Below are 26,423 nucleotides of genomic sequence, written 5' to 3'. Positions count from 1 at the left end.
GCCGCCCAACCGGCCCCGAGCGGCGGGGTCGTCGCCGGGCGGTCGAAGCGCTTCGTGGCCCGTGCAGGCCGCCGACCCGGCCCGGCGTGGTACTGAGACGGTAGTGGGTGCGTGACGGAGGCCCAGGCGTACCCGCACCGGAAACCGGTCACCGGAGACCGCCCGCCGTCCTGACCTGCTGTCCTGACCCGCAGACGGCTCGCAAACGGCCCGCAAACGCGGGCGAGGTCCGGCACCCAGGTGGGTGCCGGACCTCGCCCGACAGTGGAGCGCCAGGCCCGGGTTGCACGGACTCTCCCTACTGAAAGTAGGACGTGCTCTGGTAGCACCGCTGACGCCTGACGAGGAATCAGCTCCCTCGCGACGAGATGAACATTAGCAGGTCAGCGGCCCACCGCCGAAATCGGACCACCCGGCGGGAACTGCGCCGGCACCCGGCGGCCGAGCGGCGCGAGCCCCCAGAGGTTCCCCCGAGGCGCGGCAGGTCGACAGGATCGGTGCGCCAGCGGTGCGGAGGGCGGAAGACTGGCTTTGCGCCCAGTACCTCCACGACAATGACGCGCGGCGGCAGAGAGAGCGGGGGAGCCATGAGCGATCGGCGTGACGGGCGGCACTACTTCAAGGCGCCGATCCGGTATCGGCGGACGGGTCGGCGGACCTTGATCCTCTTCCCCACCGCTGTGGCCTGCGCCCTTGCCTTCGTCCTCGCCGCAGCGGCCAAGGGCCGGGATCCCGTGATGATCGCACTCTTCACGGCCGGCCTGATCGTCGCCTACGTCATCGCCGCCTCCTTCGTGGGCCCCTTCTGCGGCAGTACCACGGTGAACACCGCGGGCCTCACCACACGGACCCTGCTGAGGACACGCGTGCTCACCTGGCCGCAGGTGCGCTCGTTCGGGTTCTCACCGGAGGTCAACCGCGGCATCGACCACTGCCTCATCGAGGCACGCCTGCACAGGGGGCGGGCAGTCGTCCTGCCGGGCCTGGTCGCTTCGAGCGCCGACGACCCGGAGATCCGGTCGCACCTCTCGGAGCTGCGGGCCGCGTGGGCCGCGGCCCAACCCGGTGCCACGACCGGGTAATTCGACTCAACGATCGAACGTGATCAAGGCAGACTGCACGTTGTCGGTCGCGCCGGGCAGAACGCGGCCCCGTGAGCTCCCACCACGAGGTCGTCTTCACCTGCTGGTCAGCGAGCGCCTTCCAGGGCGGCATGGGCCTCGGTGAGTCTGTCGACCGCGGCGTCGAGTGTCTCGGGCGGGAGGGTGAAGGGAAGGCGCAGGTAGCGGTCCAGGGCGCCGTCGGGGGAGAAGTGGAAGCCCGGGGTGAGGGAGAGGTTGCGTCTGGCCGCGAGGGCGGCCAGCCGGCTGGAGTCGGTGTCGAGGAGTTCGAGCCACAGGGACAAGCCGCCCTGCGGGGTCTGGAAGCGGCACCACGGCAGCGCGGACAGGCGAGAGGCCAGGTGGTCGCGCTGTGCGCGCAGTTGAGCGCGCCGGCGGTCGAGGATCGCCTCCAGGTGGCCCACGAGCCGGGTCGCGACCAGCCGGTCGAACGGCGAGGGTGCGAGAGCGGCCGCGAGCGGGAGCGCCGCCAGACGGTGGATGACGTCGGGGTGAGCACGGATCCATCCCACGCGCAGGCCCGGCCACAGGGACTTGCTCAGGGAGCCCACGTACACGACGTTGCGGTCGCCGACGCGCGTGACGGCACGGGGCGGCGGCGAGGCGTGCTCGCGCAGGTCGAGGTCCCGCATGGTCTCGTCGAAGACGACCACGGTGTCGTGAGTGCGCAGGCGGTGCCGGAGCTCATCGCGCTCGTCCTCGCTCATCAGCAGGCCGGTCGGGTTGTGGAAGTCAGGGATCAGGTAGGTCAGGGACGGCCGGGCCGCCTGGAGGGTGCGGTCGAGCGCGGGAACGTCCCAGCCGGTGGAGCTGAGGGGCTGAGCGACGAGCCTGGCACCGGCGGCGCGGAACGTGGCGAGCGCGCCGGGATAGGTGGGGGAGTCCACGACGACCCTGCTGCTCTGCCGCAGGTACGCCGCACTGAGCAGGCTCAGCGCGGCGTCGGCGCCGCTGGTCAGCAGGAGGTGCTCACCGCGGGTCGCGAGCCCCCGGGCGCGGTAGGCGCCGGCGATGACGGCCCGCAGCGATGACGGCCCGTCGCCGTCGGCGGTGTCGTGCAGCAGAGCGGCGGGCAGAGTGTCGGCTGCGGCGTGTACTGCCTGCAGGAGCTCGTCGAACGGCGCTGCGGGCTCCGCTACGGTCAGGTCGAGCGCCGCGCCGCTCCTGCCCGCCTGGCCTCGGTCACTGGCCCACGGCGAAAGGCGATCGTGCAGCCGGGGCGGCAGCGAGGTGGTGCTGCCGGAGCCGGTCCGGGTGATGATCAGCTGTTCGGCTCGCAGGAGGTGGTAACACGCTGCGACGGTGCCCCGCGCAAGTCCGAGTTCGCCGGCGAGGAGGCGTTCGGCAGGAAGCCGCACCCCCAGCGGCAGCCGGCCGTCGTGGACGGCCTTCTCCACGGCAACGGCCAGTCGCTTGGCGAGCGGGCCTTCGCCGACGCGCCAGTCGCCGAGCAGACGGGGGAACTGCGACGCCGGCACGCTCCGCACAGCGCGATTCATGTAGGCCACTTTACCGGGATTGGACCATGACTGGACGGTCGCTCCCGCCTAGCGTCGAGCCGTGACCAGCCACCAGCGCATCAACTCCGGAACCCACATGCCCTTGAACTATCGACATGTCGATGTATTTGCCGGCAAGGCGTTCACCGGCAACAGCCTTGCCGTCTTCCCCGAGGACCCGGGCCTGTCCACCGCGCAGATGCTCGCGATCACCCAGGAGCTCCGGCACTTCGAGACGATCTTCCTGAGCGGCGCGGACGGGACGCGTCGGCATCGGCCCCCCAGGACCTCGCCGCCGCCGAAACCGCCCTCGCCCTTCTGGAACGGACCAACGGATGACCACCGAGCAGCGCCCCACTCCACCGCGCGTCGCCACGGACGCGGACATCGACGCGATCGTCCGCACGCTGACCACCGCCTTCTTCCACGACCCGCTGTGGGGCCCGGCCTTTCCCGACACCCAACGGCGCGCCGCCCAGGCCGCGGCCATGTGGCGGCTGTACGCGACGTCGGCGCTGCGCCACCAGTGGCTGCTCGTCAGCGAGAACGCGGAGGCCGCGGCCGTATGGATCCCGCCGGGCGAAGAGGAGCTGACCCCCGAAGAGACAGGCGACCTCGCAGACCTTCTGCGTCAGGCCGCCGGCCCGGAAGTGGCCGAGGCCGTTCTGGTGATGGGCGACCAGTTCGCGGCCGCGCGACCGAGGCGGCCGCACTTCTACCTCACGCTCCTCGGCGTTCACGACCACCACCGGGGCAAGGGACTCGGCATGGCCTTGCTGGCCCAGAGCCTCGCCCGCATCGACGCCCTCGGCGCCCCCGCCTACCTGGAGTCGTCCAACCCGGCGAACCTCCGGCGGTACGAGAGCGTCGGCTTCACCGCCCTGGACCGGATCGTCGTCGCCACCGGCCACGTCGTCACCACCATGTGGCGCCCAGCCGCCTAGCCCGGCCCGGGAACTGGTGAGCCCGCATGTTCAGGTGTCGCGCATCACTTGACGAACAGGGCCCGCCGGTCGACGGCCCTGCGGCGCCCGCCCGGTGAACCTATGCGGTCACAGCACTAACGTGACGGGTATGCCGCTTGTCGAGGTGACCTATGCGCCCACCGTGCCCGAGCCCTGTCTGCGCGACCTGGGCTCAGTGCTGCCACATCTGGTGTCCCTGGCTGTCGAGTGCCCCGAGGAGCCGTACGACGGCGATCTGCGGCCCGGGGACGTCGAGATCCGCTTCCGGCCGCTGAGCCCACTGGACCGTAGCGGCTTGGCGGTGGTGATCGAGATCAGGTCGAAGTGGTTCGCCAGCAGGGAGGCCAACCGGCAGGAGCGCGTGGACGCGCTCCACGCGAACGTCCGCGCCGCGACCGGGCTCGACGACTTCGGCATCTACCTGTCACTGCCGCGCGCCGCTTGGTCCCAGGGAGACTGAGCACTCACACCCCCGGCATGCCGGGCCGTCCGGGAGCTTCGGCCGTCACTGCGCTGATGGTCGGCCCGCGCCTGTGGAGGTGGAAGCTCGGCGCGAAAGCGGGGGATGGGTTCGGACCGCGGACCAGGGTGTCGACCGGACCGACGAGGGGCAGGTGCGGCGGGCCCGTGCCCATGCCCGCGGCCGAGGCGGTGGCGTCGACGCCCGTCGGCGAGCCGGGCAGGCCGCCGGAAGGGCCCCGTGTGTAACGCGTTGGAACGCCCGAGCCAAGTAGAGGTGTAAGGCAGTGCTCGTCGTTCCAAGGATCCAAGGAGCCACCCGTGTCAGCGGAGCATCCGATAGCACCACCCTCGCGTGACCCGGCGGCGTTCGCCGTGTTCTACCAGCAGCAGTTCGGCACAGTGCTCGGCTTCGTCACCCGGCGCACCGACAGCGTGCACCTGGCAGCTGATCTGACAGCCGACATCTTCCTGACGGCACTGGAGCAGGCCGACAGCTACGATGCCCGCCGCGGCACGCCTGTCGCCTGGCTGTACGGCATCTCCCGCAACGTCGTGGCCGCGCACTTCCGCGGCAGTGTCCGCGAACTCAACGCGGTGGCCAGGATCGCCGGCCAGCGGATGCTGGACGACCAGGACGTGTCCGCGATCGAGGAACGCATCGACGCGGCCCACGACGCCCGCGCGCTGGCCGTGCGGCACGCCGCCCTGTCCGAGCCGCTGCGCGCGGTGCTGGACCTGGTGGCCGTCGACGGGCTGGCCGTCCGCGAGGCCGCCAAGGCGCTGGGCATCAGCGCGGCCACCGCCCGGGTGCGACTGCATCGGGCCCGCAAGGCGCTGCAGAAGGCCGTCCCGCAGACCGACACCACCAGCGCGTCCGTGAACACCCTTCTGGAGGCCGCCTCGTGACCACGCCCCAGCACTTCCAGCAGCAGCTCGGCGCCGAACTCACCGCCCGCGCCGCGAACCTGCCCGCCGCGGACACCACGGTCCGGGTCCGGCCGCGTCACACCCGCAGGCTGGTGGCAACCGGCTTCGGGCTGGCCGCCGCGGTCACCGCGGTCGTCCTGGTACCGCACACCGAGACCACCCCCGCGGCCCCCGTACCGCAGGCCGGACCCGCCGCCTCCCCGGGCGCCGGAAACAGCCCGACCGCGGTGCAGCTCAGCACCGCCTCCTACACGGTGACCCCCAACAAGGACGGCACCGTCTCCTTCCAGCTGACGGGCGCCGAATGGTCCGGGCTCCAGAACGCCCTGCGCTCGGTGGGAGTGCCCGCCCTGGTCATGACGCCCTCGGCCTCCTGCCGCACATCGGTGGCCACCGACAGCAGCCGGCTGGACGCGGTGATGTCGCTGGACCCCCACAACGGCCGCATCGCGATCCTCCACCCCGCCGCCATCCCGCCCGGTGAAAGCCTGTTGCTGCTCAACACCGCCCCCAAGGGCGGGCTCCACCCGAGCACCGTCGGGAGCCTGGAGATCTCGCTGACCAAGGAGACGCCCAGCTGCTTCCCCCTCTCCCAGACCAACGTGATCGGCGAGGGCTGAACAGCCCCATCAGTCGGGGCAGGTCGGCCTCGCCCCCGTGCGGGGACTCCCTCTCGTAGGGCGTCGTCGCGGTGAAGTACGAAGTCTGGCCGCGGTCGGCACCGCATGCGCCTGTCGGTGCCGACTCGGCTTCGTCACACAGTCCGGTACATGCCGACCGACGCCAGAGCCGTAGGCCGGAAACCGAACTTCTCGTACAGGAACTGAGCGTCGCCGTCGGCGATCAGCGAGACATGGGCACGGTCCGGTGCCCGTCGCTCCAGCTCACCCACCAGCTCAGCCGTGATCCGCTCCCGCTCGGCCTGTTCCCGTACAAGCGGTTGCCCCGGTGTGAGGAGTCCGTCGTCGACCTCGCCGGTCTCGCAGTACCGCCGCACCGCGACCCCGTGCTGGAGTAATTGTCAATACCTGTGGATCGGATGAACTGACGTCAGGGGCTTGACGGTTCGTCGGTGGCGACGAGCTCGACCTCGAAGCCGTCGTCGTTCTCCAGATAGGCGGCGTAGTGCTGCTCGCCGCCGGCGTGCGGGTGCCGGTCGGCGAACATCAGGTGCCAGCCATGGCGGACCGCTTCGGTGGTGAGCGCGTCGACCATGTCCTTGCCCTCGATGTGGAACGCGAGATGGTTCAGTCCTGGGCGGCGGCGGTCGTGCTGGTCCGAGGTGAGGGCCGGGGACTGCTCGATGACCAGGTAGGTTGCCCCGAGCCGCCAGCTGCGGCCTTTGTCCCATTCCTGGTAGAGGGTGTAGCCCATGGCGTCCAGCAGCCAGCCGAAGCCCGCCATGGCGCGGTCGAGGTCGGGAACCCACAGCTCGACGTGATGCAGCATCCCCGTTCGCGGACGGTTCACGCGGCCACCGCCTCGGGGTGCTCGACGAGCCGGCCGCGTTCGAAGCGGGCTCCGGCGCGCACGAGCGGGACGAGGTGGGCGCCGTTGACGGCCCGCCAGCGTGCCTGGGCTGCCTCGACCAGCTTGAACACCATCGCGAGGCCGGCAGCGCGTTCGGGAAGGTACGCCCTCCACGTCCCTCCCGGAGCCGATCCACAGGTCCTGAGCATTGCTCCCCCGTGCTCTGCGATCAGCCAGGCTGAACCGTCGTTCTGTGTACCGAAGTAGTACACCTGCGCCACTCCGTAGCGGGAGCTCACGCCGATACACAGACGCAGGACCTCGTCGCTTCTGTCGCTGCTGCACGGATCGCACCACGGGCCGATCACCAGAGTCCATCCTTCGATCTCAGGACTCACATAGACCTGGGCCAGCCCATCCGGGTCGTCCTCCGCCTCTCCGTGGCCGTCCTCGTCGATGACAGCCTCGGCCTCGGCGAACGTCACGGGGATGGGTCGCGTGAGGCCCAGGTCCGCAATGACTCCTGCCTGCTCCCCGGTCGGTACGGCGATCCGGTAGAGCCAGCACGTCGACAGTGGCCTCGGCCGGCCGTTCCTCGCGATTCTCACGACCACAGCCTGCCACTCCAAGATCGGGGACTCGGCTCAGGGGGCGGCCATGTGGCGGCTGTACGCGACGTCGGCGCTGCGCCGCGAGTGGCTGCTCGGCGCCCCCGCCTACCTGGAGTCGTCCAGCCCGGCGATCGACACGACGGGCCGGCCGGGTGCCCGTGTCGGGTGTTCCGGTGCCGGCGCGGGAGGTGGTGGAGGTCCGTTGCGGAGCCGGGGGACCTCCACCACCTCCCGCTACGTCCACGCGGGCCGGGTGGTGTCAGTGGTCGTGGCGATCGCAGTGGTCGTGATGCCCGTCGCCGTGATGCCCGTCGTGGCCGTCGTGCCAGTCGCCGTCGTGCCCGTGGCGGCTGATCGTGGTGTTGTCGGTGGCGGTGTGGGTGGTGGTGTCGCCGCCTCCGGTGACGGTGGCGGTGTTGGTGACCTGTGCAGGGGCGTCGCAGGAGACCTCGACCCTCAGGGTGACGGGTGGGTAGCTCTGCCCGGCAGGCAGGATGTCGCTGCGCGTACAGGTGAGGGTGGCCAGAACGCAGGTCCATCCCGTGCCCGTGATCCTGTCGGCCCGAAGACCCGCGGGCAGGATGTCGTGGACGGTGACCGTGGTGCCATTGGTCGGGCTGGCCGTAGTGAGGTTACCCACAGTGATGGTGTAGACGCCGTCCTCGCCGCGGGCGAAGGTGCCCGTGTGACTCTTGGCGATGGTCAGGCTGACGGGGATGACCGTAAAGGTGAGGCCGGTGCTGCCGGTACTGCTGGTGCTGGTAGTGCGGCTGGGCTTGGTGAGGCCGGTGGTGAAGGTGTCGATCACCGGCACCGGCCCGTCATTGATCTGGGCGACGTAGGTGGGCTGGACCGTGGCGGTCCAGGCCGTGGCCAGGACGATCGTCAGGACGGACAGCCTGACTAGGGTGACCGCCCCCGTCCTGAGGGCCCGCACCCTCGGCCACGATCGACACACGCCGCCCTCGCCTCCCGTGCCGCGCCTTGCTCCGGCCCGCCCTCTCCCGTGTCCGAACACTGACATCTCCGCTTCCAGCCGTCGACAACAAGCCGTAGGTAGTCACCATGACATGGACATGACTTCACACTTCCGTGGGTGGGCTCGCGAATCCTGGTCGGAGTGGTCATCGGCGGCGCCGGAGGAACCTGGAGAGCGGAAGGCACAGAGCGGTGAGGGCGAGGACTGAAAGCCCGGCGACCGCGGGGGTGGGGAAGCGCCATCGCCGGGCGGCCGACGCGGTGACCGCTCCGGCGTCACCGGGAGTCGTCGGGAAGGTGACGGTGGCGCGGGTGGTGTGCTCGACCAGGCCGCTTCTGAGCGTCAGCTCCACGGCCCACGGGCCGTTCGGCAGCGGCGCGTCCAGAGGGACGACCGCGTCCGCGCGGTCGCCCGGAGCCAGTGTGGCGCCCGTCCTGGCAGTCGGGAACGGTCCGGCATGCCGTCCGCCCGGCCCGTCGAGGAGGGAGAGCGCCCCGCTGATGTCCAGGGCGCGGCCCCCCGTGTTGTGGATCCGGGCGCGCACCACGCCCCGCCCGTCGCGGGCTCGGGTCGGATAGAGCCGCTCGATCTTAAAGTCCGAGGGTGGCTCACCACCGGCACCGACGTCGACGTACATGCGGACGCCCACCCGGCCCAGCATCGTCAGATTGTGCGAGTGGTCCGAGGGGGCGCTCGTCTGGGCCCAGATGACGCCGTACCGCTCCCCGGCGGCGGCGTCCCCGGGCACCCGGATGGTGGCGCGAACCCGCGCCGTTTCGGAGGCCGCCAGCTCAAGGTCCGCCGTATCGAATGATGTCCAGCCGGTCAGCTCGTTGGGGGTGCGCTCCGGCGCGAAGGTGAACTCGCCCTTCGCGATGGTGGCTGCCGCGGCGTAGACGTTGACGTGCATCGGTGTGGACGACTCGTTGGTGATTTCCACCCGCCGCTCGATGGTCGAGCCGGGTGCGACGTGGTCGACGATGTAGGCATGTGCTCTGGGATCGGCACGGCGGTTCTCCGGAGCATCGAGCAGCTTGATGCCGATGCTCCTGCCCGCAGCCGGGTCCCGAGGGGAGGGCGCCCCGTGCCCCGCCGCCGGCACCACCCCGGCGGCCTGCGCGAAGGCCAGCATCAACAGGAGAACCCAGTACCGGCGCGCACCCTTCATTCCGTCAGGCAACGGATTGGGTCAGCGTTCCGGTGTAGGTTCCGGCCACGGCGCCGGCGGGAACGCCGACGGAGACCGTCGGGTCCCAGGACGCGGTGTTGTCTCCGACACCGGCGGACCCGGTGACCACCGTCTGCGCGGTGTTGCTCAGCGTCACGTCCGTTGTGGTGACGGTAATGGTGCCGGTCGTCGTCACCACCCCGGCAGAGTAGGTGGCGTCGGTGGCGGGGATCGTCGACGCACCGTTCAGGAAGTCCGTCTCCGCCGCGGTCACCGTCCAGGAGGCCGAGGCGAGCGCACGGTTGTCGGTGACGGTCACGGGACCGATCGGCGCGCTGATCTGGGTGCCGGGTGCTCCGGAGCCGAGGTTGGCGCTGGCCGGTACCGACAGCGTCAATGCGCCGGACGTGACGGTGAACGTGACTGTGGTGCTGGGGTCGTCCGCCGCGATGACGAGGCTCGGCTGGACGAGGACGAGAGCGGCGGCCGCGGCCGCGACAGATAGGCTTCGTGTGCGCACGATGACTCCCGAAGTAGCCACCCGTCAGCGGACATCCCGGCTGACGGTGGACGGGCTGGTTGACGTGACTCAAGCAATCGGGCGCGGTCAGTTCACACAAGCCGACGCGCGCCGCGTTCCGCCACACGACTGGCCACATTTCAGGCGGAGCGACGCCGGGCCCGTCCTGCCGGCACCCTCAGACCGCGAAGCCGAGCAGTGTGGTGACGGCAGGGACGACAGCGGCGGGCTCGAACACACGGGTGCCCTCCCGGACGACGGCCGACCCTGACCGGTTCGCTCGCGGCTGCACCGTCACGGAGCTCTCGCGGCTCATCGCCGGAGCATGAGCCGGAGGCGGGCGGGCCGGTCCAGGCTCCCTTGACGAATTCGGCCATCTCAGCCTGGACCGGTAAGGAGTGAACCTGCCGGCCTTTACCCTGCCTTTATTCACTCGGCGATCCGTCGTGTGGATGAGATCGTGTCGGACGTGAGTGAGACGAAACAATCCGTGCACGACGGTCCCGACCCGCTGGGCAGGATGGAGCAGAACCTGGCCGAACGCGCCTGCCACCTGCACCGCCACATGAAGCACGCGAGCGTCACCGAGACGGCCGATCTCGTGATCGCCGACAGCGGGCTCGACGACGACACCTTCAACATCGTGGCGGCGGCGCGTTTCACCGACGACACCGCTCCCGGCCGGGTGGCGGAGACGGTTCGGACGCTGACCGCGGCAGGGCGGCCCTTCTCCTGGTGGGTCGGCCCCGCCAGCACACCCCCGGACCTCGCCGCGGTCCTGACCGGCGCCGGCCTCGAGGCGTCCGAGACCGAGACCGGCATGTGGATGGACCTGCGCACCGCCCCACCGGAGCCGTACGCCGACGGGTTGGACATCCGTCCCGTGACGACTGCCGAACAACTCGCCGACTACGCGATGATCCTGGCCGCGAACTGGGACCCGCCGGCCGCCACGGTCCGTCGCTTCTTCGCCGATGCGGCCGAGTGGGCTCTGGCACCCGACTGCCCCGCGCGCTACCTCATCGGCTACGTGGACGGGCGACCGGTCTGCTCGGCCGAGGTCTTCCTCTTCGCGGGCGTCGCCGGGATCTACAACATCGCGACCCTCGCTTCCGAGCGCCGCCGCGGATACGGCGGAGCCATGACCCTGGCCACCCTGCGCACGGCCTACGACGCGGGCTACCGCACCGCGGTCCTGCAGGCGTCCTCGGACGGGGAGCCCGTTTACCGCCGTCTCGGATTCCAGGCCTGCGGCCAGTTCACCGAGTACGCGGTCACCCCCTGAAACCCTCCTGCCGGGCCGGGTCAGTCGTGGGGGATGACGGCGACGGGGCAGGCGGCGTGGTGGATGGCGGCGTGGGCGACGGGGCCGATGCGGGGCGCCGGGCCGGTGCGGTACCCGCCGCGTCCGACCACGAGGAGACCGGCCCCGATCGCGATGTCCACGACGGCGCGGGCGGGACCGTCGGGGCTGACGTGCTCCACGACATGGACGTCGGGGTAGCTCTCGCGCCACGGTAGTAGCGCCTCGGCCAGTGCCTGCCGGTCCGCTTCCTGCGCGGTCGTCCCCGGCGGGTGTTCGCGGGTGATCACGGACGGGCGGTGGCCGGCGGCGTGGACGGCGAGCAGGGGGACGGCCCGCCGGTTGGCGGCGTCGAAGGCGAACTCCAGGGCGCCGTCGTAGCCCTGTCGGAGGCTGACGCCGACGGCGACGGCGCCGGACCGCGCGGCCGGGCTCTTCGTCCCGATCGGCTGCTCGTAGGCCCGGACCAGCACCACGGGCCGGTCCGACTGGGCGACGGTGTGCAGGCCGAGCGATCCGAGGAGGTAGCCGCGCACCGTACCGAGCCCCTGGGAGCCGAGGACCAGCAGTTCGGCGTCGGGAGCGGCCGGAAGGAGGGCGGCGGGGGTGTCGGCGGGCAGGAGCTGGGTGGTGATGAGCACGTCGGGGTACTGCGCTCGTAGGCCGGCCTCCGCGTCCTGGAGGAGGCGCTCGGCGGCAACGGCCTGCTCGTCCTCGCGGCGGATCCTCTGTGCCGTCATGGGCGGCAGGATCCACAGGTGGAGCAGGCGCAGTGGCAGGCCCCGCAGCTGCGCCTCGCGGGCGGCCCAGCGGGCGGCGGACAGGCTCTCGGGGGAACCGTCGAGGCCGACGGTTATCTCCTTGGGCATGGTGATGGCCTTCCGTGTGTCGTCGGTTGCACGGGCCGGGTCGGTTCCCGCACGGTGCGGTGCTGCGTGTCCTGCTCTCCTCAGGCGGTCCGTGGGGCGCCGATTCACCCGGGCGCGGCCTTGGGCCCGGGGCACCTCGACGACGGGAACGTGGGAGTGGTGAACGACCTCGGTACTGGTCGAGCCCCGTGTGAGCCGACCTCAGGTGCCGCCGGAGGTACTCGCAACGAGCAGGCCCGCGTCCCGCTCGTGTCCGGTGGATCCCTGTGGTCGTCGTCGGCCCGCTTCCTTCATCGTCCTCCGGCGGAGTTGTGGTGGCACGTTCTCCTGAGCTGTCACCGGGGAGCGGACGGAATGGCGGACGGCCGGTCCGGGAGCCTCCGCGAGTGGGCAGTCGGGGACGTGGCGGATTCGCCGAGTTGCTGCTCGGCCCGGCCGGTCAGCCTGGTCATCCGGGCGGCGGCGATGGGGCCGTTCGGCCCTGGTGCCGGGCGGGGCCGAGAGTATGGTGGGAATTGGCCTGCAGGGCGAGCGAGGGAGTTCGACCGGATGGCCCCGGGCGATGGGCGGAGGCTCCGCACGGGGCGTTTGTCGGCGGTCGGGCTGAGAGGCTGGAAGGTCTGTGAGACCGGAAGGCGACCTCCACCACCTGATCCGGACAATGCCGGCGAAGGGAGCCCACCTTGCAGGTTTCCGTCTGCCCGCACGACTCTGCTGCGAGACGCGATCAGTGACGGGACCGCCACCTCGAACGTCTGCGAGAACCACCGTCGACGGTCAGCGCGGAAAGGCGCGCGCATCAGCGCGTCGACCTTGACGACGGCATCGGCTCGACCGCTGAGCTCCGCTTTCACCGGGCCGGCACCGGTATCGGCGAGGGTAACCGGCCGTGCGATCACCTCCGGGCCCGCATCAGTGGGACCCGATCAGTTCCCGGGAAGGAGAAGCGCATGGCTACCGGCACCGTGAAATGGTTCAACGCCGAAAAGGGCTTCGGTTTCATCGCGCAGGACGGCGGCGGCCCCGACGTGTTCGCCCACTACTCGAACATCGATGCCCAGGGCTTCCGCGAACTCCTGGAAGGCCAGAAGGTGACCTTCGACATCGTGCAGGGCCAGAAGGGCCCGCAGGCGGAGCACATCCGCCCCGCCTGACAGCAGCGCATGAGCGGGCGCCCCGCACGTACCCGCGTGCGGGGCGCTTCCGCGTCGCCGGCGCCGAGCGTCGATGGCCGGCTGAGGTGCGCGTCCGGCCGGGGGAGTGTGGCGATGACGACGACCACGGAGACGGGACGCGGAGATCAGCGGTGGGTGTCAGCCATAGGGGACCACCGCGAGCGGGCTGTGGACGTGGTGGACCGCCGCCTGGGCGACCGGCCCCAGATGCGTGCCGAGAAACGCGCTGCGGTTGTGACGGCCGACGACCAGGAGATCCGGACGGCCCGTGCCCTCGACGAGCACCGCGGCGGCGCTGCCGCGCGGCAGGGAGGCCACCACCTCGACGTCGGGGTACTTCTCCCGCCAGGGATCGAGCGTGTCGGTGAAGCGCCGCATCGCCTCGGTCGCCACCACCCTGCCGAGGCTCGCGGTCACCGTCGGGACCAGGTCGCTGCCCATCGGCGGCTGCCAGACGTGGACCACCCGCAGTGGCACCGCGCGGAGGGCGGCGGACTCGAACGCGAAGTGGAGCACCGCGTCGCAGCGGTGGTCGAGGTCCAGCCCGAGGACGACCTCGCCGGCGGAGCGCGGCGTGTCCTTCGCGGCGCGGACGAGGACGACCGGGCAGCGGGCCCGGACGAGGACGTGCCGGCCGACCGATCCGACGAGGAAGCCGTGGAGCGTGCCCAGGCCCCGGGAGCCCAGCGCCAGCATCGAGGAGCGCTCAGCTGCCGAGACGAGCTCGTCCCGGGCGGAGCCCGACCGGTGGACGGCGGTCACGTCGACGGCCGACAGCCGGGCGCGCAGTTCGGCTTCCTGCCGGGCGAGCCGCCTTCGGCCCTCGGCCACGACGTCCGGGGTACCGAGGAGGTGATCGGCGGTCCACGGCCAGGCCAGGAGCAGCTCCAGACGCATGCCCCGGAGTTCGGCCTCGCGCGCGGCCCACTGCGCGGCCGCGACGCTTTCGGGCGATCCGTCGTATCCGACGGTGATCAGGCCGTTCACGATGTCCTCCGGGAGGCTTCGGACAGCGGGGCCGCTCTCGGTCCCGCTCGATCCCGGCCGTCGCCCCGGCGGTCAGGTGGTCGGTGTATGCCGCGGGCGCGGGCGTACGACGGCGACCGGGCAGATGCCGTAGTGGAGCAGGCCGTGGCTGACCGAGCCGAGGGCCAGACCGTGGAAGCCGCCCTTGCCGCGCGAGCCGACCACGGCGAGGTCCGCTCGGTCGGAGGCTCGGACGAGTTCGTCCACCGCTCTCCCGCGAACCAGGGTCGTCTCGGTCTCGACGCCGGGATATCGCTGCCGGAGGGGTGCGAGCTGGGCGTCGAGCTGGCGGCGGTGGTCGGCTTCCGCCTCTTCCACAGAGGGCCCGGCCTCAGATGATTCCGGGGTGGCAGGCATGCTCCAGGCGTGGAGGGCATGGACGCGGTCGTTGCGCAGGGAGGCCTCCTCGAAGGCGAACTCCATGGCGGCGGCCGAGTGTTCGGAGCCGTCCGTGCCGACGAGGATCCGCCTGTGACCGGTGGTGATCGCGCCGACCACGACCACCGGGCAGGAGGCGTGGCCGGCGACCTGGAGGCTGACGGAGCCCATCAGCAGATTGCCGAGCCCACCTTCGCCGCGGGCGCCGAGCACTACGCAGCGCGCCCGTTCGGATGCGCCGCGGAGCACCTCGGCCGGGGAACCCGAGACCTGGTCGGACTCCACTTCGAGGTCCGGATGGTTCTCCTTGGCGATTGCGACCGCCTCGGCCAGGATCTCCGCGCCCCGGCGGCTGAGGCCCTGGGCGCGCCCCGGGGGGAAGAAGGGGAAGTCGGCCTCCCAGCCCGGCAGCACGTGGGCGACCAGCAGGGGGCACCCGTGCAGTGCCGCGTCGTTGGCGGCCCATATCAGTGCACGCAGGCTCCGTTCGGAGCCGTCCACTCCCACGACCACGGGATCGGTCATCGTTTCCTCCCGCCCCCGGACATCGGCTCCCGGCGGGACGGCTTCCGGGCCCGGCACCGGCGTGTCGAGCCGCCCGGCTGCCTCGACCACGCGCCCGAAGCGATGCCGAGGTCACCCCGCGAGGAAGACCGCTTCCTTCGCCCCTCCTCCAGACTCCGCCTCGCGGGTGCGGCCCGCCACAGGAGGGTGCTGCACCTCGAGCGGCCCTACGCCACCAGCCTCCTCCCGCGTCGCGCCGCCACCCCGCCCACCGCAACCTCCGAACCGGACGCCTGCGCCCCCTCCTGACCGCAAACCGACGAGGACCTGGGGCCCGGGAGCCCCCTGCCGCGGTCACGCGGGCGAAACCGGTCGAGGCCGCCCCGCCCGGCTCGCGATGACGAGGGCGAAGGCCACGACGACCGCGACGGGGCGGCGAGGGCTGCGGTCATGGTGGCGGCATCGGCGCGGGAACCCCGATGGCAAGCGGCGCGACCACTGTGTGGTTCCAGCCAAGTTGGGGTGCGGACGGCGGTCGGTGTGCGGCTCCGTTTCCGGGCGCCGGAGTGTGCGATCATGAACATGTCCCTGACAGGGGTGCTGCGGTGATGGTGGCCGGTCCGCTGGGGGAGTGTTCCGCGGCGGGCCCGACGGCGCGGGGATTCCGGCCAAGCTCTACGGAATCCGTTCCCCCGGGCACTCAGGTCGCGGAGGATCTCAGTCGTTCGTTGCCTGGGCGGACCAACGACCGACCGGGTGCGGGCATGGGAGGACGCGCGGCCCGTCGGGCCGCGGGTTCCGGTGGACGCCGACGGTGTTGGAGGGGTCTTGCCCGGGGGTAACGGCAGGGCGCGGACATCCGCGCGATCGTGGTTACGGATGATCGTGTTCGCGCTGGCGATGGCGCTGGTGGTCTCGCTGGCACAGGCGGAGGCGGTACCGACGGCGTCCGCGTCGGCGGCGTCGGCGGCGTCGAAGGAGGTGCCGAGGGATCTGCCGATCCTGTCGGTGCCGTCAACGGGCAATCAGGAACCGCAGGCCGAACCCGAGCAGCCGAAGGCCGACTTCAAGCCCTTGGCGACCGGCGACCACCCCCGGGTCGACGCACGAAGGTCGGTGTCCGGCGCTGACCCCGCACCGCAGACCAGTCTGGTCGCCCCGGTCGACGGTGCGGTGGTGGGCACGGAGACGCCGGTGTTGCAGGTGGCCGCGGTCGGCGACGGCGTGCTGTACTGCTTCAAGGTCTCCACCGGGTTCGACGGCCGCTCGGGCAGTGTGGTGGACTCCGGGTGCCTCGACCAGCCGCAGTGGACGGTCCCCAAACACGTGCTGCACGACGGCGGCCGCTACACCTGGACGGCGGCCACCTCGGCGCCCGGTGCGACGACGGCGACGGCGCCGCTGTGGGTCGGGCACTTCACGGTCAACCAGCGGGTGGGCGATCCGGGACCGGCACCGACCGACCACCTGGGGCCGGTGACGGTGAACCTGTTCAACGGCAACGCACACGTGGAGGCCGCCGGTCCCGCGTTCCAGGCCGTCGGCGGATCGGCCGGGGTGAACCTCGCCTACAACTCCCGGCAGGGCGCACCGCACGGTGTGCGCGCCTCGTACTTCAACGACTCGCGGCACGCGGGCGCCCCGGACGCGACCCCGGTGATGGTGCGCGGCGAGTCCCAGGTCAACCTGGACTGGGGCATCACGTGGACCGGCAACCCGGACAACCTGCCGTGGCGGGACAACCCGATGCCGCCCGCGCTGGACAAGAACTGGTTCGTCGTGCGCTGGGAGGGCCAGTTCAAGGCCCCGGTGACCGGGGACTTCCGGTTCGCGGGCGCGCACACCGACGGCGCGCGGGTCTGGCTGGGCGACAAGCTGGTCTACGACAACGCCGGCTCCGCCGATCCCGGCGACGACTTCCTGCTGCCCGGCCCGCGCCGGGCCCAGGACGTCGCGCTGAAAGCCGGTCAGCTGGTGCCGATCCGCGTCGAGCTGTACCACCGCTCCGACCAGCGTCCTCGCATGGTGCTGTGGGCCAAGAGCAGCATCGGCGCCGATGACCAGCGCAGCCACAACCTCGAACCGCGGATCGTGCCGACGGAATGGCTGTTCTCCTCGGACTCGGAGTCGCTGCCGCCGGGGTGGACGCTGTCGGCGCAGTCCAGCGGCTACAGCCACGCCGAGATGCTGGACGGCTCGGTCGTGCTCACCGATGCGGCAGGCGGCAAGCACACCTGGGCCAAGGCCTCCACGGGCGGCTACACGCCCCCGGTCGGGGAGGACGGTGTGCTCGCTCTCGACAGCGCGGGCCGGATCACGGTCACCGAGGGTGACGCGGTGTCGGTGTTCAACCCCGACGGTACGCTGGCCGCGGTGGAGTCGGTGCTGGACGGCAAGAAGCCCGCGGCCCTGCAGTACCTCTACAGCGGGACGCCGCCTCGGCTGACCCGGATCAAGGACCCGGTCTCCGGCCGATCGCACCAGCTGTTCTACAACACCGATGGCAGCGACAGCTGTTACGGCGGGGTGTCCCGCCCGCCGGGTTCGGACCCGGCCCCGGCGCAGATGCTGTGCCGGATCCGCTACTGGGACGGCAGCGAGACCCGGCTGTGGTACCAGATGGGCACCCTGGCCCGGATCGAGAATCCCGGCGCGGCCATGCAGGACTTCGACTACGTCGGCCGGGCCTCGGCCAAGCAGCGCTACGACGAAGCCGGCGACAACGAGGAGGAGAAGCAGAAGGCCCTGGACAGCATCGGGCCGCTGGCCACCCTCCGCGGCACCCTGGCCTACGACTGGGTGGCCCGTCAGGCCCCGTCCGCGGAGAACGGGTGCACCAACACCGGTGACATCGCCGCCGCCTGCACGGTGATCGGCTACGACTTCGTGACCGAGCAGCCCCAGGAACCGCCGGTCCTGCGCGCGGTCCAGGTCCTGGCCCCCGCCCCGGACGGCCGCTCCAACGACAAGCGCGCCGAGCACTTCTACCAGTACTACCTCGAACGCAACCAGGCGACCGTGGCCCTGGCCGGGGTGTACGACTCGACCCGCTCCCGCACCGTGACGTACGACGACGCCGGTCGCACCCTGGTCACCACCGACTTCACCGGCGCGCGCATCTCCGCCGAGTGGAACGCCAAGGACCAGGCCACCGCCGCGGTCGACAGCGCGGGCCGACGCTCCACCACGGTGTACGACCACGCCGACCGCCCGGTCGACAGGTACGGGCCCGCGCCGGCGGCCTGCTTCACCGGGCTGACCCCCACACCCGCGTGCGCGGCCACAATGCCGCACACCCACACCAACTACGACGAGGGGCTGGCGGGGCTGGCGGCCGCCTTCTACGACAACCCCGAACTGGCGGGCGTGCCGAAGGCGTTCGCCACCGGAGTCGGCGCCACTGACGGATCGCTGGCCCGGTCGTGGGGAACGAGCCCGCCGGTCGCCAACACCGGCGGCTGGTCGGGCCGGTTCACCGGCGAGGTCGAGTTCCCCGCCTCCGGGGACTACGGTCTCGGGTTCACCGCGGTCGACGGCGTCCGCCTGTGGGTGGACGACGTGCTGACCGTCGACAGCTGGAGCGACAAGCCCGCCACCGCGGTGACCGGCAAGTACACCAACACCACGGCGGGCAGCCGGCACCGCGTCCGCGTCGACTACTACAACCGCTCCGGGACAACCGGCGCGCTGGCCTTCACCTGGGCCCCGCCCGGCGCGAGCGCACCGGCACCGGTGCCCGGGGCGAAGTTGGCGCCCCGGTACGGGTGGGCGACCAGCTCCACGACCGAGGACACCTCGGGCGGCGACAAGGAACGGGCACCGTCCAAGCGCACCGCCACCGGCTACTCCGATCCGGCGGCCGGGATCGACCCGGTGTACGGGCTCGCCGTGTCGATGACGGCGGATCCCGGGGGGCTGGGGCTGACCGCGCGGACCGCTTATGAGCGGCCGGGTGAGAAGTACCTGCGCAAGCTGGCCGCCGCCATGCCCGCGGGCGACATCACCGACCCCGACAGGCGCACGGCCACCAGCTACTACGGCGACGACGAGACCCGAACCAACCCCTGCGATCCGAGCGCGCCGGCCGCCAACCAGGGTGGTATGGCCAGGACCACCACCCAAGCCAAACCGGGTGACGGGCCGGCACTCGTCGGCGAGACGGTGTACGACGAGAGCGGCCGTGCGGTGGCCCAGCGCGTCAACGACGAAGCATGGTCCTGCACCAGCTACGACGTCCGTGGACGGGTGGTCAGGAAGACGGCTCCCGCGTACGGGGACAAGCCCGGGCGCACCGTCGTCACGGACTGGGCGGTCGGTGGCGATCCGCTGATCTCGAAGATGACCGACGACAACGGGTCGATCACCACCGTGGTCGATCTGCTGGGCCAGGAGGTCCGCTACACCGACGCCAACGGCGTGACCTCGGCCTCCACTTACGACCAGGTCGGGCGGCTGGTCGCCGACACGACGACCGTCAAGGGCGTGTCCAGCACCGTGGCGTACGCCTGGAACGACGCCAACCAACTGACCAACGTCAAGGTGGACGGGGCCACTGTCGCCACCCCCTCCTACGACGCGGCCACCGAACTGTCCGGTGTCGCCTACGGCAACGGGTCCCGTCTGGACTCGCTGGCACGCAACAGCTCCGGCAAACCGACGGCGTTGACGTGGAAGACCGCCTCGTCCACGGTCGTCGACACCGTCACCCGGTCCCGTGACAACCGTGTCACCGACGACGTGGTGACCGCGGACGGGAAGTCCGTCGCGAACTACGCCTACACCTACGACACGGTGGGCCGGCTGGTCGCGGCGACCGTGCCGCACCACCAGCTCACCTACCGGTTCGACCCGACCGACGGTTGCGGGACGGCGAAGGGCGCCGGGCAGAACACCAACCGCACCGCGTCCACCGACAGCCTCAATGGTGCCCCGGCGGTCACCACCGGCTACTGCTACGACGGCGCCGACCGGCTGACCTCCACCAACGGCGGCCTCGCGCTGGCCGCCGCGTACGACTCGCACGGTGACACGGTCAAGCTCGGGGGTGACACTCTCGGTTACGACTCCACCAGGCGGCACGTCCTGACCACGACCGCCTCCGGTACCGCGATCTCCTACACCCGGGACCCTGCGGACAGGCTGACCGCCCGCACGGTCACCGGCGCCACCGACGCGTCGAGGAACGGAACCACTCGATACTCCTACAGCTCCAAGCACGACGACGCGGACCTCATCCTGAACAAGGACGGTGGCCTGCTCCAGCGGATCGTGGCGCTGCCCGGCGGGGTGCTGCTGACCAAGAACTACGACAAGGTCGCCACCACCAACTGGTCCTACCCGAACATCCACGGTGACGTGCTGTTCACCGCGGACGGGGCCGCCACCCGTACTGGCGACATCCACCTCTACGACCCCTTCGGCCAGAACATCGACCCTGCCACCGGCGCCTTCGCCGACATCCCGATCCCCGCCACCGCCGCCGGAGGAATGGACTTCGGATGGCTGGGCCAGCATGAACGGCCGGTCGAGCACCTGGCCGGACAGCAGGCCATCGAGATGGGCGCACGCGTCTACCTGCCCGTGCTCGGTCGCTTCCTGCAAGTCGACCCGGTAGCGGGCGGGTCGGCCAACGACTACGACTACGTCAACGCGGATCCGATCAACGGCATGGACCTCGCCGGGACCTTCAGCTGGAAATCGGCGGTGCGCGTCGCGACCACCGCGGCGGAGGTGGTGGCCTACGTGCCGGGGCCGGTCGGAACGGTCGCCTCCGGGGTGGCCGTGGCCGGGCAGCTCGCACAGGGCAACAAGAAGGCCGCGGCCATGGACGCGCTGGGCATGATCCCCGGCGGCAAGCTCGCCGGCACCGTGGCCAAGACCGCGGCGAAAGAGGCCTCGACCGTGGGGAAGGCCGCCGAGGCCGTCGAGAAGACGTGCAACTCCTTCGCCCCTGACACCCAGGTGGTGATGGCCGACGGCACCGCCAAGCCCATCAGCGAGGTGCACGAGGGCGATCAGGTCAGGGCTACCGATCCCACCACCGGAACCACCGGCGGCGAACCCGTCGCCGCGGTGATCATCGGTCACGGCGTCAAACACCTGGTCGACATCGGCCTCGCGGCACCGCGACCGACGACGATCACGGCCACCGCGGGGCACCCCGTCTGGGTCCAGGGGAAGGGCTGGATCGAAGCCGGCGACATCCGCGTCGGCGATCCCGTCCGCAGCCCCACGGGTGCCGGATTCGTCAGGGTCACCTCGACGCGGGACCGGGGCGAGGTCGCCGACCAGACCGTCTACAACCTCAACGTCGGCAACATCCACACCTTCTACGTGAGCGCGGGCGAATCGTCGGTACTCGTCCACAACTGCGGCGGATCGATGCGCGCCGGCGATCTCGGATCGCTGACGCCGACGCACGGCTTGAACGCGGACAAGATGGCTGACATGAAAGGCTGGAGCAACCACGATCTGGTGAACTCCTTCAACAACCCGAAGGACGGCGGATACGCCCTGCGAACGCCGGACGGAGTCATAAAGAACGGTCACCACCGCATCGCGGAGATGCAGGGCCGCGTCGAAAACGGATCGATTTCACCGGATACGCGGGTTCGCGTGGATGAATACCGCTCGGAACTGCCGTCCAGCGGCTTCTGGTATTAGGGGCGAGTCGTGGACGGCATTCCCACGAGCGTGCGGCGAAAGCCTCGGACGGCCGTCGATGGTCCCGAATTCAACTCGTTCGCTACGCACGATGAAAGGATCCCACCGGTGACAACCGAACCATCGAGGCACAGACGGCCCTTCTGGAGGAGAGCAGCCGTCATCGCGGCGGTGTTCTGCGCAGTCGTGGGCATCATGACGTCCCCCGCCGCCGCAGGCGAGGAGAGCGACACGTCGGTCACGGCACTGATCCAGCTGACGTTCACGAACGTCAGCAACGGCAAACTCATCGACGTCCAGGGCGGATCCCGGGACGACAGCGCACCCCTCTCCGTCAACCCGACGCCCGGATCCGCCACGGCGTGGCGGATCAACACCGGCGCGACCCTCGGCTCGGGGTTCACCATCGTCAACACCACCACCGGCAAGTGCATGGACGCGGCCACGTACCGCTACCAGATGCGGCAACAGCCCTGTGACGGGCGCGCGACCGAGAAGTGGTACTTCCAACCGGTCGCCGGGTCGGCGCAGAAGGCGTTCATGCTCCGCAACGCCAACGACAACTCCTGCGTGACCGTGCAGATCCCCCCGGGCACCGACAACTGGATCTACCCCAACGCCTGCGACAACTCGGCGTACCAGCAGTGGACGATCCCCGCCGACGTCTACCAGACGGCGTGGAACACCGCCGTGGACTACGCCGCCGCCCGGTGCGCCAAGGACACCTCGACCTGCTCGTGGTCCACGACGACCCAGACGCCGCCCTTCACCCTGCCCGAGGCGTGCGTCTCTCCCGTCTGGTACAACGACACCTCCACCTCGATCCCGTGGGAATTCACACTGTCCACCTCCACGGGCTGGAGCAACACCATCGGCTTCAAACTGGGGGGAAGCCTGAACCTCGGCAGCGACGTCATCGGCCTCAAGCTCGAAGTCTCCGCCGAGGTCAACGGCGCGACCACGGTGGACCTCAAACAGGAGATGGGCAACAAACTGACCGTGTCCGTGCCCCCGCGCCAGTACGGCTGGGTCACGCTCTCGGAGCTGGCGACGAAGGCCACCGGCACCTGGACCTTCGACACCCAGGGTTTCGCGTGGACCGCCGACGACACCATCACCGTGCCCCTCAAGTACGACGCCAACGGTGGCGCGAGCATCTACAGCGCCCGCACCCGGGCGACGTTCACCAACTGCGCTGGCACCGCGTAGCAGCGCCTGACGCGCCCTGGGCGCGGCAACCCCCGTCAGGACCGGGGGTCGGCGTGCCCGGGTACGTCCGCAGCCCGCCGGGGGCAGCACGTGAGACGAGTGGGCCGGAGCCGGAAGGGCCCACTTCGATGCTCCGGCTGCGAGCGCGCGCCACCGTCCTGACCGCTGAGCTAAGCTGACCGGATCGTTCCGGATCCGGCCCCGATGGTGTCTTCAGCCGGAGCCCCGGGCCCGCCAGGATCGAGGCATGAACAGAGCGCTTCTCGTCATCGACGTCCAGGAATCCTTCCGCCGGCAGGAGAGGTGGGCGGCCGTCTCCAACCCCGGCATCGTCGGCCAGGTGAACAAGTTGGTCGCCCACACCCGCGCCGAGGGCGACCTCGTCGTCTGGATCCTTCACACCGAGCCGGGCGGCGGGACCGCCTTCGATCCCGCGCTCGGCCATGTTCGCCTGATCGACGGACTGGTCCCATCGGAGGGCGAGCCCGTCATCACCAAGACCTCGCACAACGCGTTCACCACCACCAACCTGCAGCAGCTGCTCACCGAGCGCGGCATCCGCGAGCTGGTCGTCAGCGGTATCCGCACCGAGCAGTGCTGCGAGACGACCACGCGGGTCGCCGCCGACCTCGGCTACGACGTCACCTTCGTCACCGACGCCACCGCGACCCACCCGATCGAGCACCGGGACGCACCGGCCGGGCGCAGCCTGGCGGAGATCCTCGCGGACCCGCGCACGCTCTCCACGGACGAGATCACCGCCCGCACCGAGTACGCGCTCTCGGGCCGTTTCGCCAGGATCGCCACCGTCGAGGAGCTGACCGGATCGTGACCCGAGTCGTCTTCCTGCTCGTCCCGCAGCTGCATCTGCTGGACCTCGCCGGGCCCGCCCAGGTGTTCTCCACCGCGGCCGACCTCGGTCTCGGGTACGAGATCGGCTACGTGGCCGAGCAGGAGGACGTCCCGACGGCACAGGGGCTGTCGCTTCGGGCCGCCACCGAGTGGCCGCGGTTGTCGGCCGGGGACCTGGTCATGGTCCCCGGCTGGCGCGAGCCGGTGCTGCGGGGCGACGGTGTGCTGTCGCCGGCGTCGTTGGAGCGGTTGGCCGCCCACCACACCGTCGGCGGGACGGTCGCGAGCGTCTGCAACGGTGCGACCGCCCTTGGCCGCGCCGGGCTGCTGGACGGCCGCCGTTGCACCACGCACCACGACGCGCAGGACGAACTCGCCCGCCGCTACCCGAAGGCCACGGTGGTGCGCGACGTGCTGTACGTGGTGGACGGCCGCGTGGTCACCTCGGCCGGGATCGCCAGCGGCATCGACCTCGCACTGCATCTCGTCGCCGTCCGGCACGGGCCCACAGCCGCCGCCCGGATCGCCCGTGAGATGGTGGTCTACGCCCGGCGCAACGGCGACGAGCAGCAGGCCAGCGCGATGCTCCGGCACCGTGCCCACCTCGTCGACGCCGTCCACCAGGCGCAGGACCTGATCGACGCCCGGTTCACCACCCGGCTGTGCCTCGCCGAACTCGCCGCCGCCTCCGGCGTCAGCGAACGCACCCTCACCCGCCACTTCACCAGGGCCACCGGAGTCACCCCGCTGCGCTACCAGCAGGAGCTGCGGCTCGAGCGCGCCGAACACCTCATCTCCCACGGTGCGACCACGGAGACCGCGGCCCGAGCCGTGGGCTTCCAGGACGCCCGCATGCTCCGCCGCCTCCGCGTACGGGCGTAAGACCCGGATCGGTGGGACTCGGCGAGGCTTGGCGGACGGGGGTCCCGATGTGGTGGAAGGGGATCGAGCGGTTCCGATCCCCTTCGGTCGATCCCCGCTTCGGGATCTGGGCGGGTCAGCTGTTCGTGCGGATCGTGGCGCGGATCCAGTCGGCGTAGGCGGGGGCGCTGCTGTAGAGGCCGGGGCCGGAGGAGCACGGGACGTGGCCGCCGACGCCGGGGCCGGAGGTGACGCCGATGAGTTCCCACCGTCCGCCCCGGCCGTGCTGGATCTGGGGCCCGCCGGAGTCGCCGAAGCAGGCCATCGCCTGCGGGACCCTGCTGACGGTGCAAAGCCGGGTGGGGCCGGCGTAGCCGGGGTCGCACTCGGATTCGGCCGCCCGGCGGGTGTCGAGCTGCTGGAGGTGGTCGGGGAACCTCAGGCCGCCGAGGTCGTTGGTGTCGACGACGGTGCCGAAGCCGAGCAGCCGGGTCGGGGTGCCGGGGTCGCCGGGCCGCTCGGCGATGGGGATGGGCCGTTCCTTGACCGGGCGGTCCAGGTGGATCAGTGCGACGTCGTTCTGGTTGGGCCCGGTGTTGCCTCCCTGCCGGTAGCCGGGGTGGGTGAAGGTGCCGGCGATGGCGCGGACGGTGCCGCCGGACTTGCGCTCGTCGCTGCCGATCCGGACGGTGCCGGCGGGCTTGACCAGGTTCGGGTCGACGCAGTGGGCCGCCGTCAGCACCCACTGGCGGTCGATCAGCGAGGCGCCGCAGACGCCGTCGTCCAGGCCCGGGGCCGAGACCGGGACGGAGGCCATGAACGGGTAGCGCTGTGTGGCCTCCGTCCCGTTGACGATCGCTCCGGCGCTGCCGACCGACGCGGCGGCGAATCCCGCGGCGATCGCGGAGACGGTTGCGACGCGGGCTGCGCGACGCCGTACGAGGTTTCGGCTGAGCATCAGACATCCTCCTTGGAGCCGGAGTTTCCGGCTGCCTTCAGCCTTCCTCTTCAAGATCCACACGGCTATCCGGCCAACAGGTGCGAGAACGGTGGGGATATCCCCAGGGCTGGCCGCGCGGGATCGGGCGGGCGGTCACGCTGGGGCTGTAACCCGTGGTTTTCCACGATGGTCGGGTGATCTGACCGCCGGGCAGAGTGGTGCTCGCGCCGGGGGCGTCAGCCGAACCCGCCGCACCGACCGTGGCCCGTGGCATGGATGCGTCGCGCTGCGGGTGACGCCTTTGACAAGGAGAAACCTCATGGCCCTCGCTTTCCTCCGCCGCCGCGCCGTCACCGCCGGCGCCGTCGCCCTGGCGGCGTCCGCCTTCGTGGGAGTCGTCGCCTCCGCCCCGGCGCAGGCCTCCACGTGCAGTGTCGCGGGGCACGGCGGCTCGTACATCTGTGAGTACGGCACGAAGACCGTCAAGTTCCCCAACGGGCAGCAGCAGATCTTCGTCATCGGCACCGACAACACCAAGTGGTCCCGGGTCCGTCTGGACTCCGGTTCCTGGACCCCCTGGACGCAGGGCTGAGTCGTCCGCGTGCCGGTGCGGCGCGACGGCGGGCGGGTTCCTCCTCGCCCGCCGTCGCGCCGAACGGCGGACGGCGGTTCAGATCCTGCCGAGTTCGCCCAGCCGTGCCACCAGCTGCGTGCGGCGGGTGACGCCGAGTTTGCGGTAGGCGTTGGTGAGGTGGGTCTCCACCGTGCGCCGGGCGAGGTGGTGTTCGGTGCAGATCTGCACGTTCGTCCGGCCCTGGACGGCGAGGTGGACGATCCGCTGCTCGGACGGGCTGAGCCCGGTGTCGTCGGGGGCCGCCCGGTGCTTGTCCCGGGGGGGGCATATTTCAAGCCTGAGTTCGC

General features: G+C 71.0%; 23 protein-coding genes and 2 pseudogenes. 14 read left to right on the top strand and 11 right to left on the bottom strand.

The annotated features are described in order from the left end of the window. Nucleotides 1-587: 587 nt before the first annotated feature. On the top strand, nt 588-1,082 hold the full coding sequence (locus J0670_RS00605; RefSeq protein ID WP_207808511.1) for a PH domain-containing protein: 495 nt from the start codon (nt 588-590) through the stop codon (nt 1,080-1,082). Between the two features lie 107 nt (nt 1,083-1,189). Here the strand turns inward: J0670_RS00605 and J0670_RS00600 are convergent, their stop codons facing one another. Further along, complete coding sequence (locus J0670_RS00600) at nt 1,190-2,620, bottom strand: PLP-dependent aminotransferase family protein (protein WP_207808509.1); 1,431 nt, start codon at nt 2,618-2,620, stop codon at nt 1,190-1,192. 97 nt (nt 2,621-2,717) lie between these two features. Between J0670_RS00600 and J0670_RS00595 the strand changes: the two are divergent. From J0670_RS00595 to J0670_RS00570, 6 genes and pseudogenes are all read left to right on the top strand, one after another. Next, nucleotides 2,718-2,867 (top strand): annotated as a pseudogene (locus tag J0670_RS00595) (PhzF family phenazine biosynthesis protein); the annotation flags it as partial. Between the two features lie 88 nt (nt 2,868-2,955). Then, nucleotides 2,956-3,564 carry an N-acetyltransferase gene (locus tag J0670_RS00590; RefSeq protein ID WP_207808507.1) on the top strand — a complete coding sequence of 203 codons (609 nt, stop codon included), beginning with the start codon at nt 2,956-2,958 and terminating at the stop codon, nt 3,562-3,564. Between the two features lie 130 nt (nt 3,565-3,694). Then, nucleotides 3,695-4,045, top strand: a complete 351-nt coding sequence (locus J0670_RS00585; RefSeq protein WP_207808505.1) for a hypothetical protein — start codon at nt 3,695-3,697, stop codon at nt 4,043-4,045. Between the two features lie 320 nt (nt 4,046-4,365). Beyond that, nucleotides 4,366-4,953 (top strand): RNA polymerase sigma factor, encoded by a 588-nt coding sequence (locus J0670_RS00580; RefSeq protein WP_307806322.1) that lies wholly within the window; start codon nt 4,366-4,368, stop codon nt 4,951-4,953. Next, the gene (locus tag J0670_RS00575) at nt 4,950-5,594 is read left to right on the top strand and encodes a hypothetical protein (RefSeq protein WP_207808502.1); all 645 of its coding nucleotides are present in this window, start codon (nt 4,950-4,952) and stop codon (nt 5,592-5,594) included. The genes J0670_RS00580 and J0670_RS00575 overlap by 4 nt, the downstream gene beginning before the upstream one ends. Nucleotides 5,595-5,827: 233 nt before the next feature. After that, on the top strand, nt 5,828-5,992 hold the full coding sequence (locus J0670_RS00570) for a hypothetical protein (RefSeq protein WP_207808500.1): 165 nt from the start codon (nt 5,828-5,830) through the stop codon (nt 5,990-5,992). Between the two features lie 32 nt (nt 5,993-6,024). Here the strand turns inward: J0670_RS00570 and J0670_RS00565 are convergent, their stop codons facing one another. From J0670_RS00565 to J0670_RS00545, 5 genes and pseudogenes are all read right to left on the bottom strand, one after another. Then, nucleotides 6,025-6,423 carry a VOC family protein gene (locus J0670_RS00565; RefSeq protein ID WP_207808498.1) on the bottom strand — a complete coding sequence of 133 codons (399 nt, stop codon included), beginning with the start codon at nt 6,421-6,423 and terminating at the stop codon, nt 6,025-6,027. A gap of 17 nt (nt 6,424-6,440) precedes the next feature. Next, nucleotides 6,441-6,596 (bottom strand): annotated as a pseudogene (locus tag J0670_RS38785) (IS256 family transposase); the annotation flags it as partial. A 718-nt stretch (nt 6,597-7,314) separates the two neighbouring features. Further along, nucleotides 7,315-7,992 carry a DUF11 domain-containing protein gene (locus J0670_RS00555; protein ID WP_207808495.1) on the bottom strand — a complete coding sequence of 226 codons (678 nt, stop codon included), beginning with the start codon at nt 7,990-7,992 and terminating at the stop codon, nt 7,315-7,317. A gap of 187 nt (nt 7,993-8,179) precedes the next feature. Continuing rightward, on the bottom strand, nt 8,180-9,202 hold the full coding sequence (locus tag J0670_RS00550) for a peptidase (protein WP_207808493.1): 1,023 nt from the start codon (nt 9,200-9,202) through the stop codon (nt 8,180-8,182). Nucleotides 9,203-9,206: 4 nt separating this feature from the next. Further along, nucleotides 9,207-9,743: a hypothetical protein gene (locus J0670_RS00545; protein WP_207808491.1), complete on the bottom strand. Its 537-nt coding sequence runs from the start codon at nt 9,741-9,743 to the stop codon at nt 9,207-9,209. 499 nt (nt 9,744-10,242) lie between these two features. On the opposite strand from J0670_RS00545, the gene J0670_RS00540 reads away from it, so the two are divergent. After that, complete coding sequence (locus J0670_RS00540; protein ID WP_207808523.1) at nt 10,243-11,007, top strand: GNAT family N-acetyltransferase; 765 nt, start codon at nt 10,243-10,245, stop codon at nt 11,005-11,007. A 20-nt stretch (nt 11,008-11,027) separates the two neighbouring features. Here J0670_RS00540 and J0670_RS00535 read toward each other — a convergent pair whose 3' ends face one another. After that, nucleotides 11,028-11,894: a universal stress protein gene (locus J0670_RS00535; RefSeq protein ID WP_207808489.1), complete on the bottom strand. Its 867-nt coding sequence runs from the start codon at nt 11,892-11,894 to the stop codon at nt 11,028-11,030. A 950-nt stretch (nt 11,895-12,844) separates the two neighbouring features. Here J0670_RS00535 and J0670_RS00530 point away from each other — a divergent pair. Continuing rightward, a complete protein-coding gene (locus tag J0670_RS00530) occupies nt 12,845-13,048 on the top strand; it encodes a cold-shock protein (protein ID WP_207808487.1) in 204 nt (67 codons plus the stop codon). Nucleotides 13,049-13,207: 159 nt separating this feature from the next. On the opposite strand, the gene J0670_RS00525 is transcribed toward J0670_RS00530, so the two are convergent. Together J0670_RS00525 and J0670_RS00520 are read right to left on the bottom strand one after the other, a co-directional pair. Next, nucleotides 13,208-14,056, bottom strand: a complete 849-nt coding sequence (locus J0670_RS00525; protein ID WP_207808485.1) for a universal stress protein — start codon at nt 14,054-14,056, stop codon at nt 13,208-13,210. 72 nt (nt 14,057-14,128) lie between these two features. Next, nucleotides 14,129-14,998, bottom strand: coding sequence for a universal stress protein (locus tag J0670_RS00520; RefSeq protein ID WP_207808484.1), 870 nt, complete (start codon nt 14,996-14,998; stop codon nt 14,129-14,131). An 858-nt stretch (nt 14,999-15,856) separates the two neighbouring features. Between J0670_RS00520 and J0670_RS00515 the strand changes: the two genes are divergently transcribed. The 4 genes from J0670_RS00515 to J0670_RS00500 all read left to right on the top strand — a co-directional run bounded on the left by J0670_RS00515 (nt 15,857) and on the right by J0670_RS00500 (nt 24,583). Then, nucleotides 15,857-21,640, top strand: a complete 5,784-nt coding sequence (locus tag J0670_RS00515; RefSeq protein ID WP_207808482.1) for a PA14 domain-containing protein — start codon at nt 15,857-15,859, stop codon at nt 21,638-21,640. 195 nt (nt 21,641-21,835) lie between these two features. Continuing rightward, on the top strand, nt 21,836-22,849 hold the full coding sequence (locus J0670_RS00510) for an RICIN domain-containing protein (protein WP_207808480.1): 1,014 nt from the start codon (nt 21,836-21,838) through the stop codon (nt 22,847-22,849). Between the two features lie 247 nt (nt 22,850-23,096). Next, nucleotides 23,097-23,681: a cysteine hydrolase family protein gene (locus J0670_RS00505; protein WP_207808478.1), complete on the top strand. Its 585-nt coding sequence runs from the start codon at nt 23,097-23,099 to the stop codon at nt 23,679-23,681. Continuing rightward, nucleotides 23,678-24,583 (top strand): GlxA family transcriptional regulator, encoded by a 906-nt coding sequence (locus J0670_RS00500; protein ID WP_207808475.1) that lies wholly within the window; start codon nt 23,678-23,680, stop codon nt 24,581-24,583. Before J0670_RS00505 ends, J0670_RS00500 begins: the two co-directional genes overlap by 4 nt. Before the next feature lie 115 nt (nt 24,584-24,698). Here the strand turns inward: J0670_RS00500 and J0670_RS00495 are convergent, their stop codons facing one another. Next, complete coding sequence (locus tag J0670_RS00495) at nt 24,699-25,520, bottom strand: trypsin-like serine protease (protein WP_207808472.1); 822 nt, start codon at nt 25,518-25,520, stop codon at nt 24,699-24,701. Between the two features lie 301 nt (nt 25,521-25,821). Between J0670_RS00495 and J0670_RS00490 the strand changes: the two genes are divergently transcribed. Further along, entirely contained in the window at nt 25,822-26,094 is a 273-nt protein-coding gene (locus J0670_RS00490; RefSeq protein ID WP_207808470.1) for a hypothetical protein, read from the top strand. Nucleotides 26,095-26,172: 78 nt separating this feature from the next. Here the strand turns inward: J0670_RS00490 and J0670_RS00485 are convergent. After that, on the bottom strand, nt 26,173-26,423 hold a 251-nt coding region (locus tag J0670_RS00485; RefSeq protein WP_207808468.1), incomplete at its 5' end, for a response regulator transcription factor.

This window comes from Streptomyces sp. FH025 (genome assembly GCF_017427025.1).
Classification (GTDB): Bacteria; Actinomycetota; Actinomycetes; order Streptomycetales; family Streptomycetaceae; genus Kitasatospora.
This window is presented reverse-complemented; position numbering and strand designations above follow the sequence as displayed.

What these genes read in the sequence shown, in the direction of transcription:
- J0670_RS00605 (WP_207808511.1), top strand. Translation starts at nt 588, where the DNA reads ATGAGCGATCGGCGTGACGGGCGGCACTACTTCAAGGCGCCGATCCGG.
- J0670_RS00600 (WP_207808509.1), bottom strand. Translation starts at nt 2,620, where the DNA reads ATGAATCGCGCTGTGCGGAGCGTGCCGGCGTCGCAGTTCCCCCGTCTG.
- J0670_RS00590 (WP_207808507.1), top strand. Translation starts at nt 2,956, where the DNA reads ATGACCACCGAGCAGCGCCCCACTCCACCGCGCGTCGCCACGGACGCG.
- J0670_RS00585 (WP_207808505.1), top strand. Translation starts at nt 3,695, where the DNA reads ATGCCGCTTGTCGAGGTGACCTATGCGCCCACCGTGCCCGAGCCCTGT.
- J0670_RS00570 (WP_207808500.1), top strand. Translation starts at nt 5,828, where the DNA reads ATGGGCACGGTCCGGTGCCCGTCGCTCCAGCTCACCCACCAGCTCAGC.
- J0670_RS00565 (WP_207808498.1), bottom strand. Translation starts at nt 6,423, where the DNA reads ATGCTGCATCACGTCGAGCTGTGGGTTCCCGACCTCGACCGCGCCATG.
- J0670_RS00550 (WP_207808493.1), bottom strand. Translation starts at nt 9,202, where the DNA reads ATGAAGGGTGCGCGCCGGTACTGGGTTCTCCTGTTGATGCTGGCCTTC.
- J0670_RS00540 (WP_207808523.1), top strand. Translation starts at nt 10,243, where the DNA reads ATGGAGCAGAACCTGGCCGAACGCGCCTGCCACCTGCACCGCCACATG.
- J0670_RS00535 (WP_207808489.1), bottom strand. Translation starts at nt 11,894, where the DNA reads ATGCCCAAGGAGATAACCGTCGGCCTCGACGGTTCCCCCGAGAGCCTG.
- J0670_RS00530 (WP_207808487.1), top strand. Translation starts at nt 12,845, where the DNA reads ATGGCTACCGGCACCGTGAAATGGTTCAACGCCGAAAAGGGCTTCGGT.
- J0670_RS00520 (WP_207808484.1), bottom strand. Translation starts at nt 14,998, where the DNA reads ATGACCGATCCCGTGGTCGTGGGAGTGGACGGCTCCGAACGGAGCCTG.
- J0670_RS00515 (WP_207808482.1), top strand. Translation starts at nt 15,857, where the DNA reads ATGATCGTGTTCGCGCTGGCGATGGCGCTGGTGGTCTCGCTGGCACAG.
- J0670_RS00510 (WP_207808480.1), top strand. Translation starts at nt 21,836, where the DNA reads ATGACGTCCCCCGCCGCCGCAGGCGAGGAGAGCGACACGTCGGTCACG.
- J0670_RS00505 (WP_207808478.1), top strand. Translation starts at nt 23,097, where the DNA reads ATGAACAGAGCGCTTCTCGTCATCGACGTCCAGGAATCCTTCCGCCGG.
- J0670_RS00495 (WP_207808472.1), bottom strand. Translation starts at nt 25,520, where the DNA reads ATGCTCAGCCGAAACCTCGTACGGCGTCGCGCAGCCCGCGTCGCAACC.
- J0670_RS00490 (WP_207808470.1), top strand. Translation starts at nt 25,822, where the DNA reads ATGGCCCTCGCTTTCCTCCGCCGCCGCGCCGTCACCGCCGGCGCCGTC.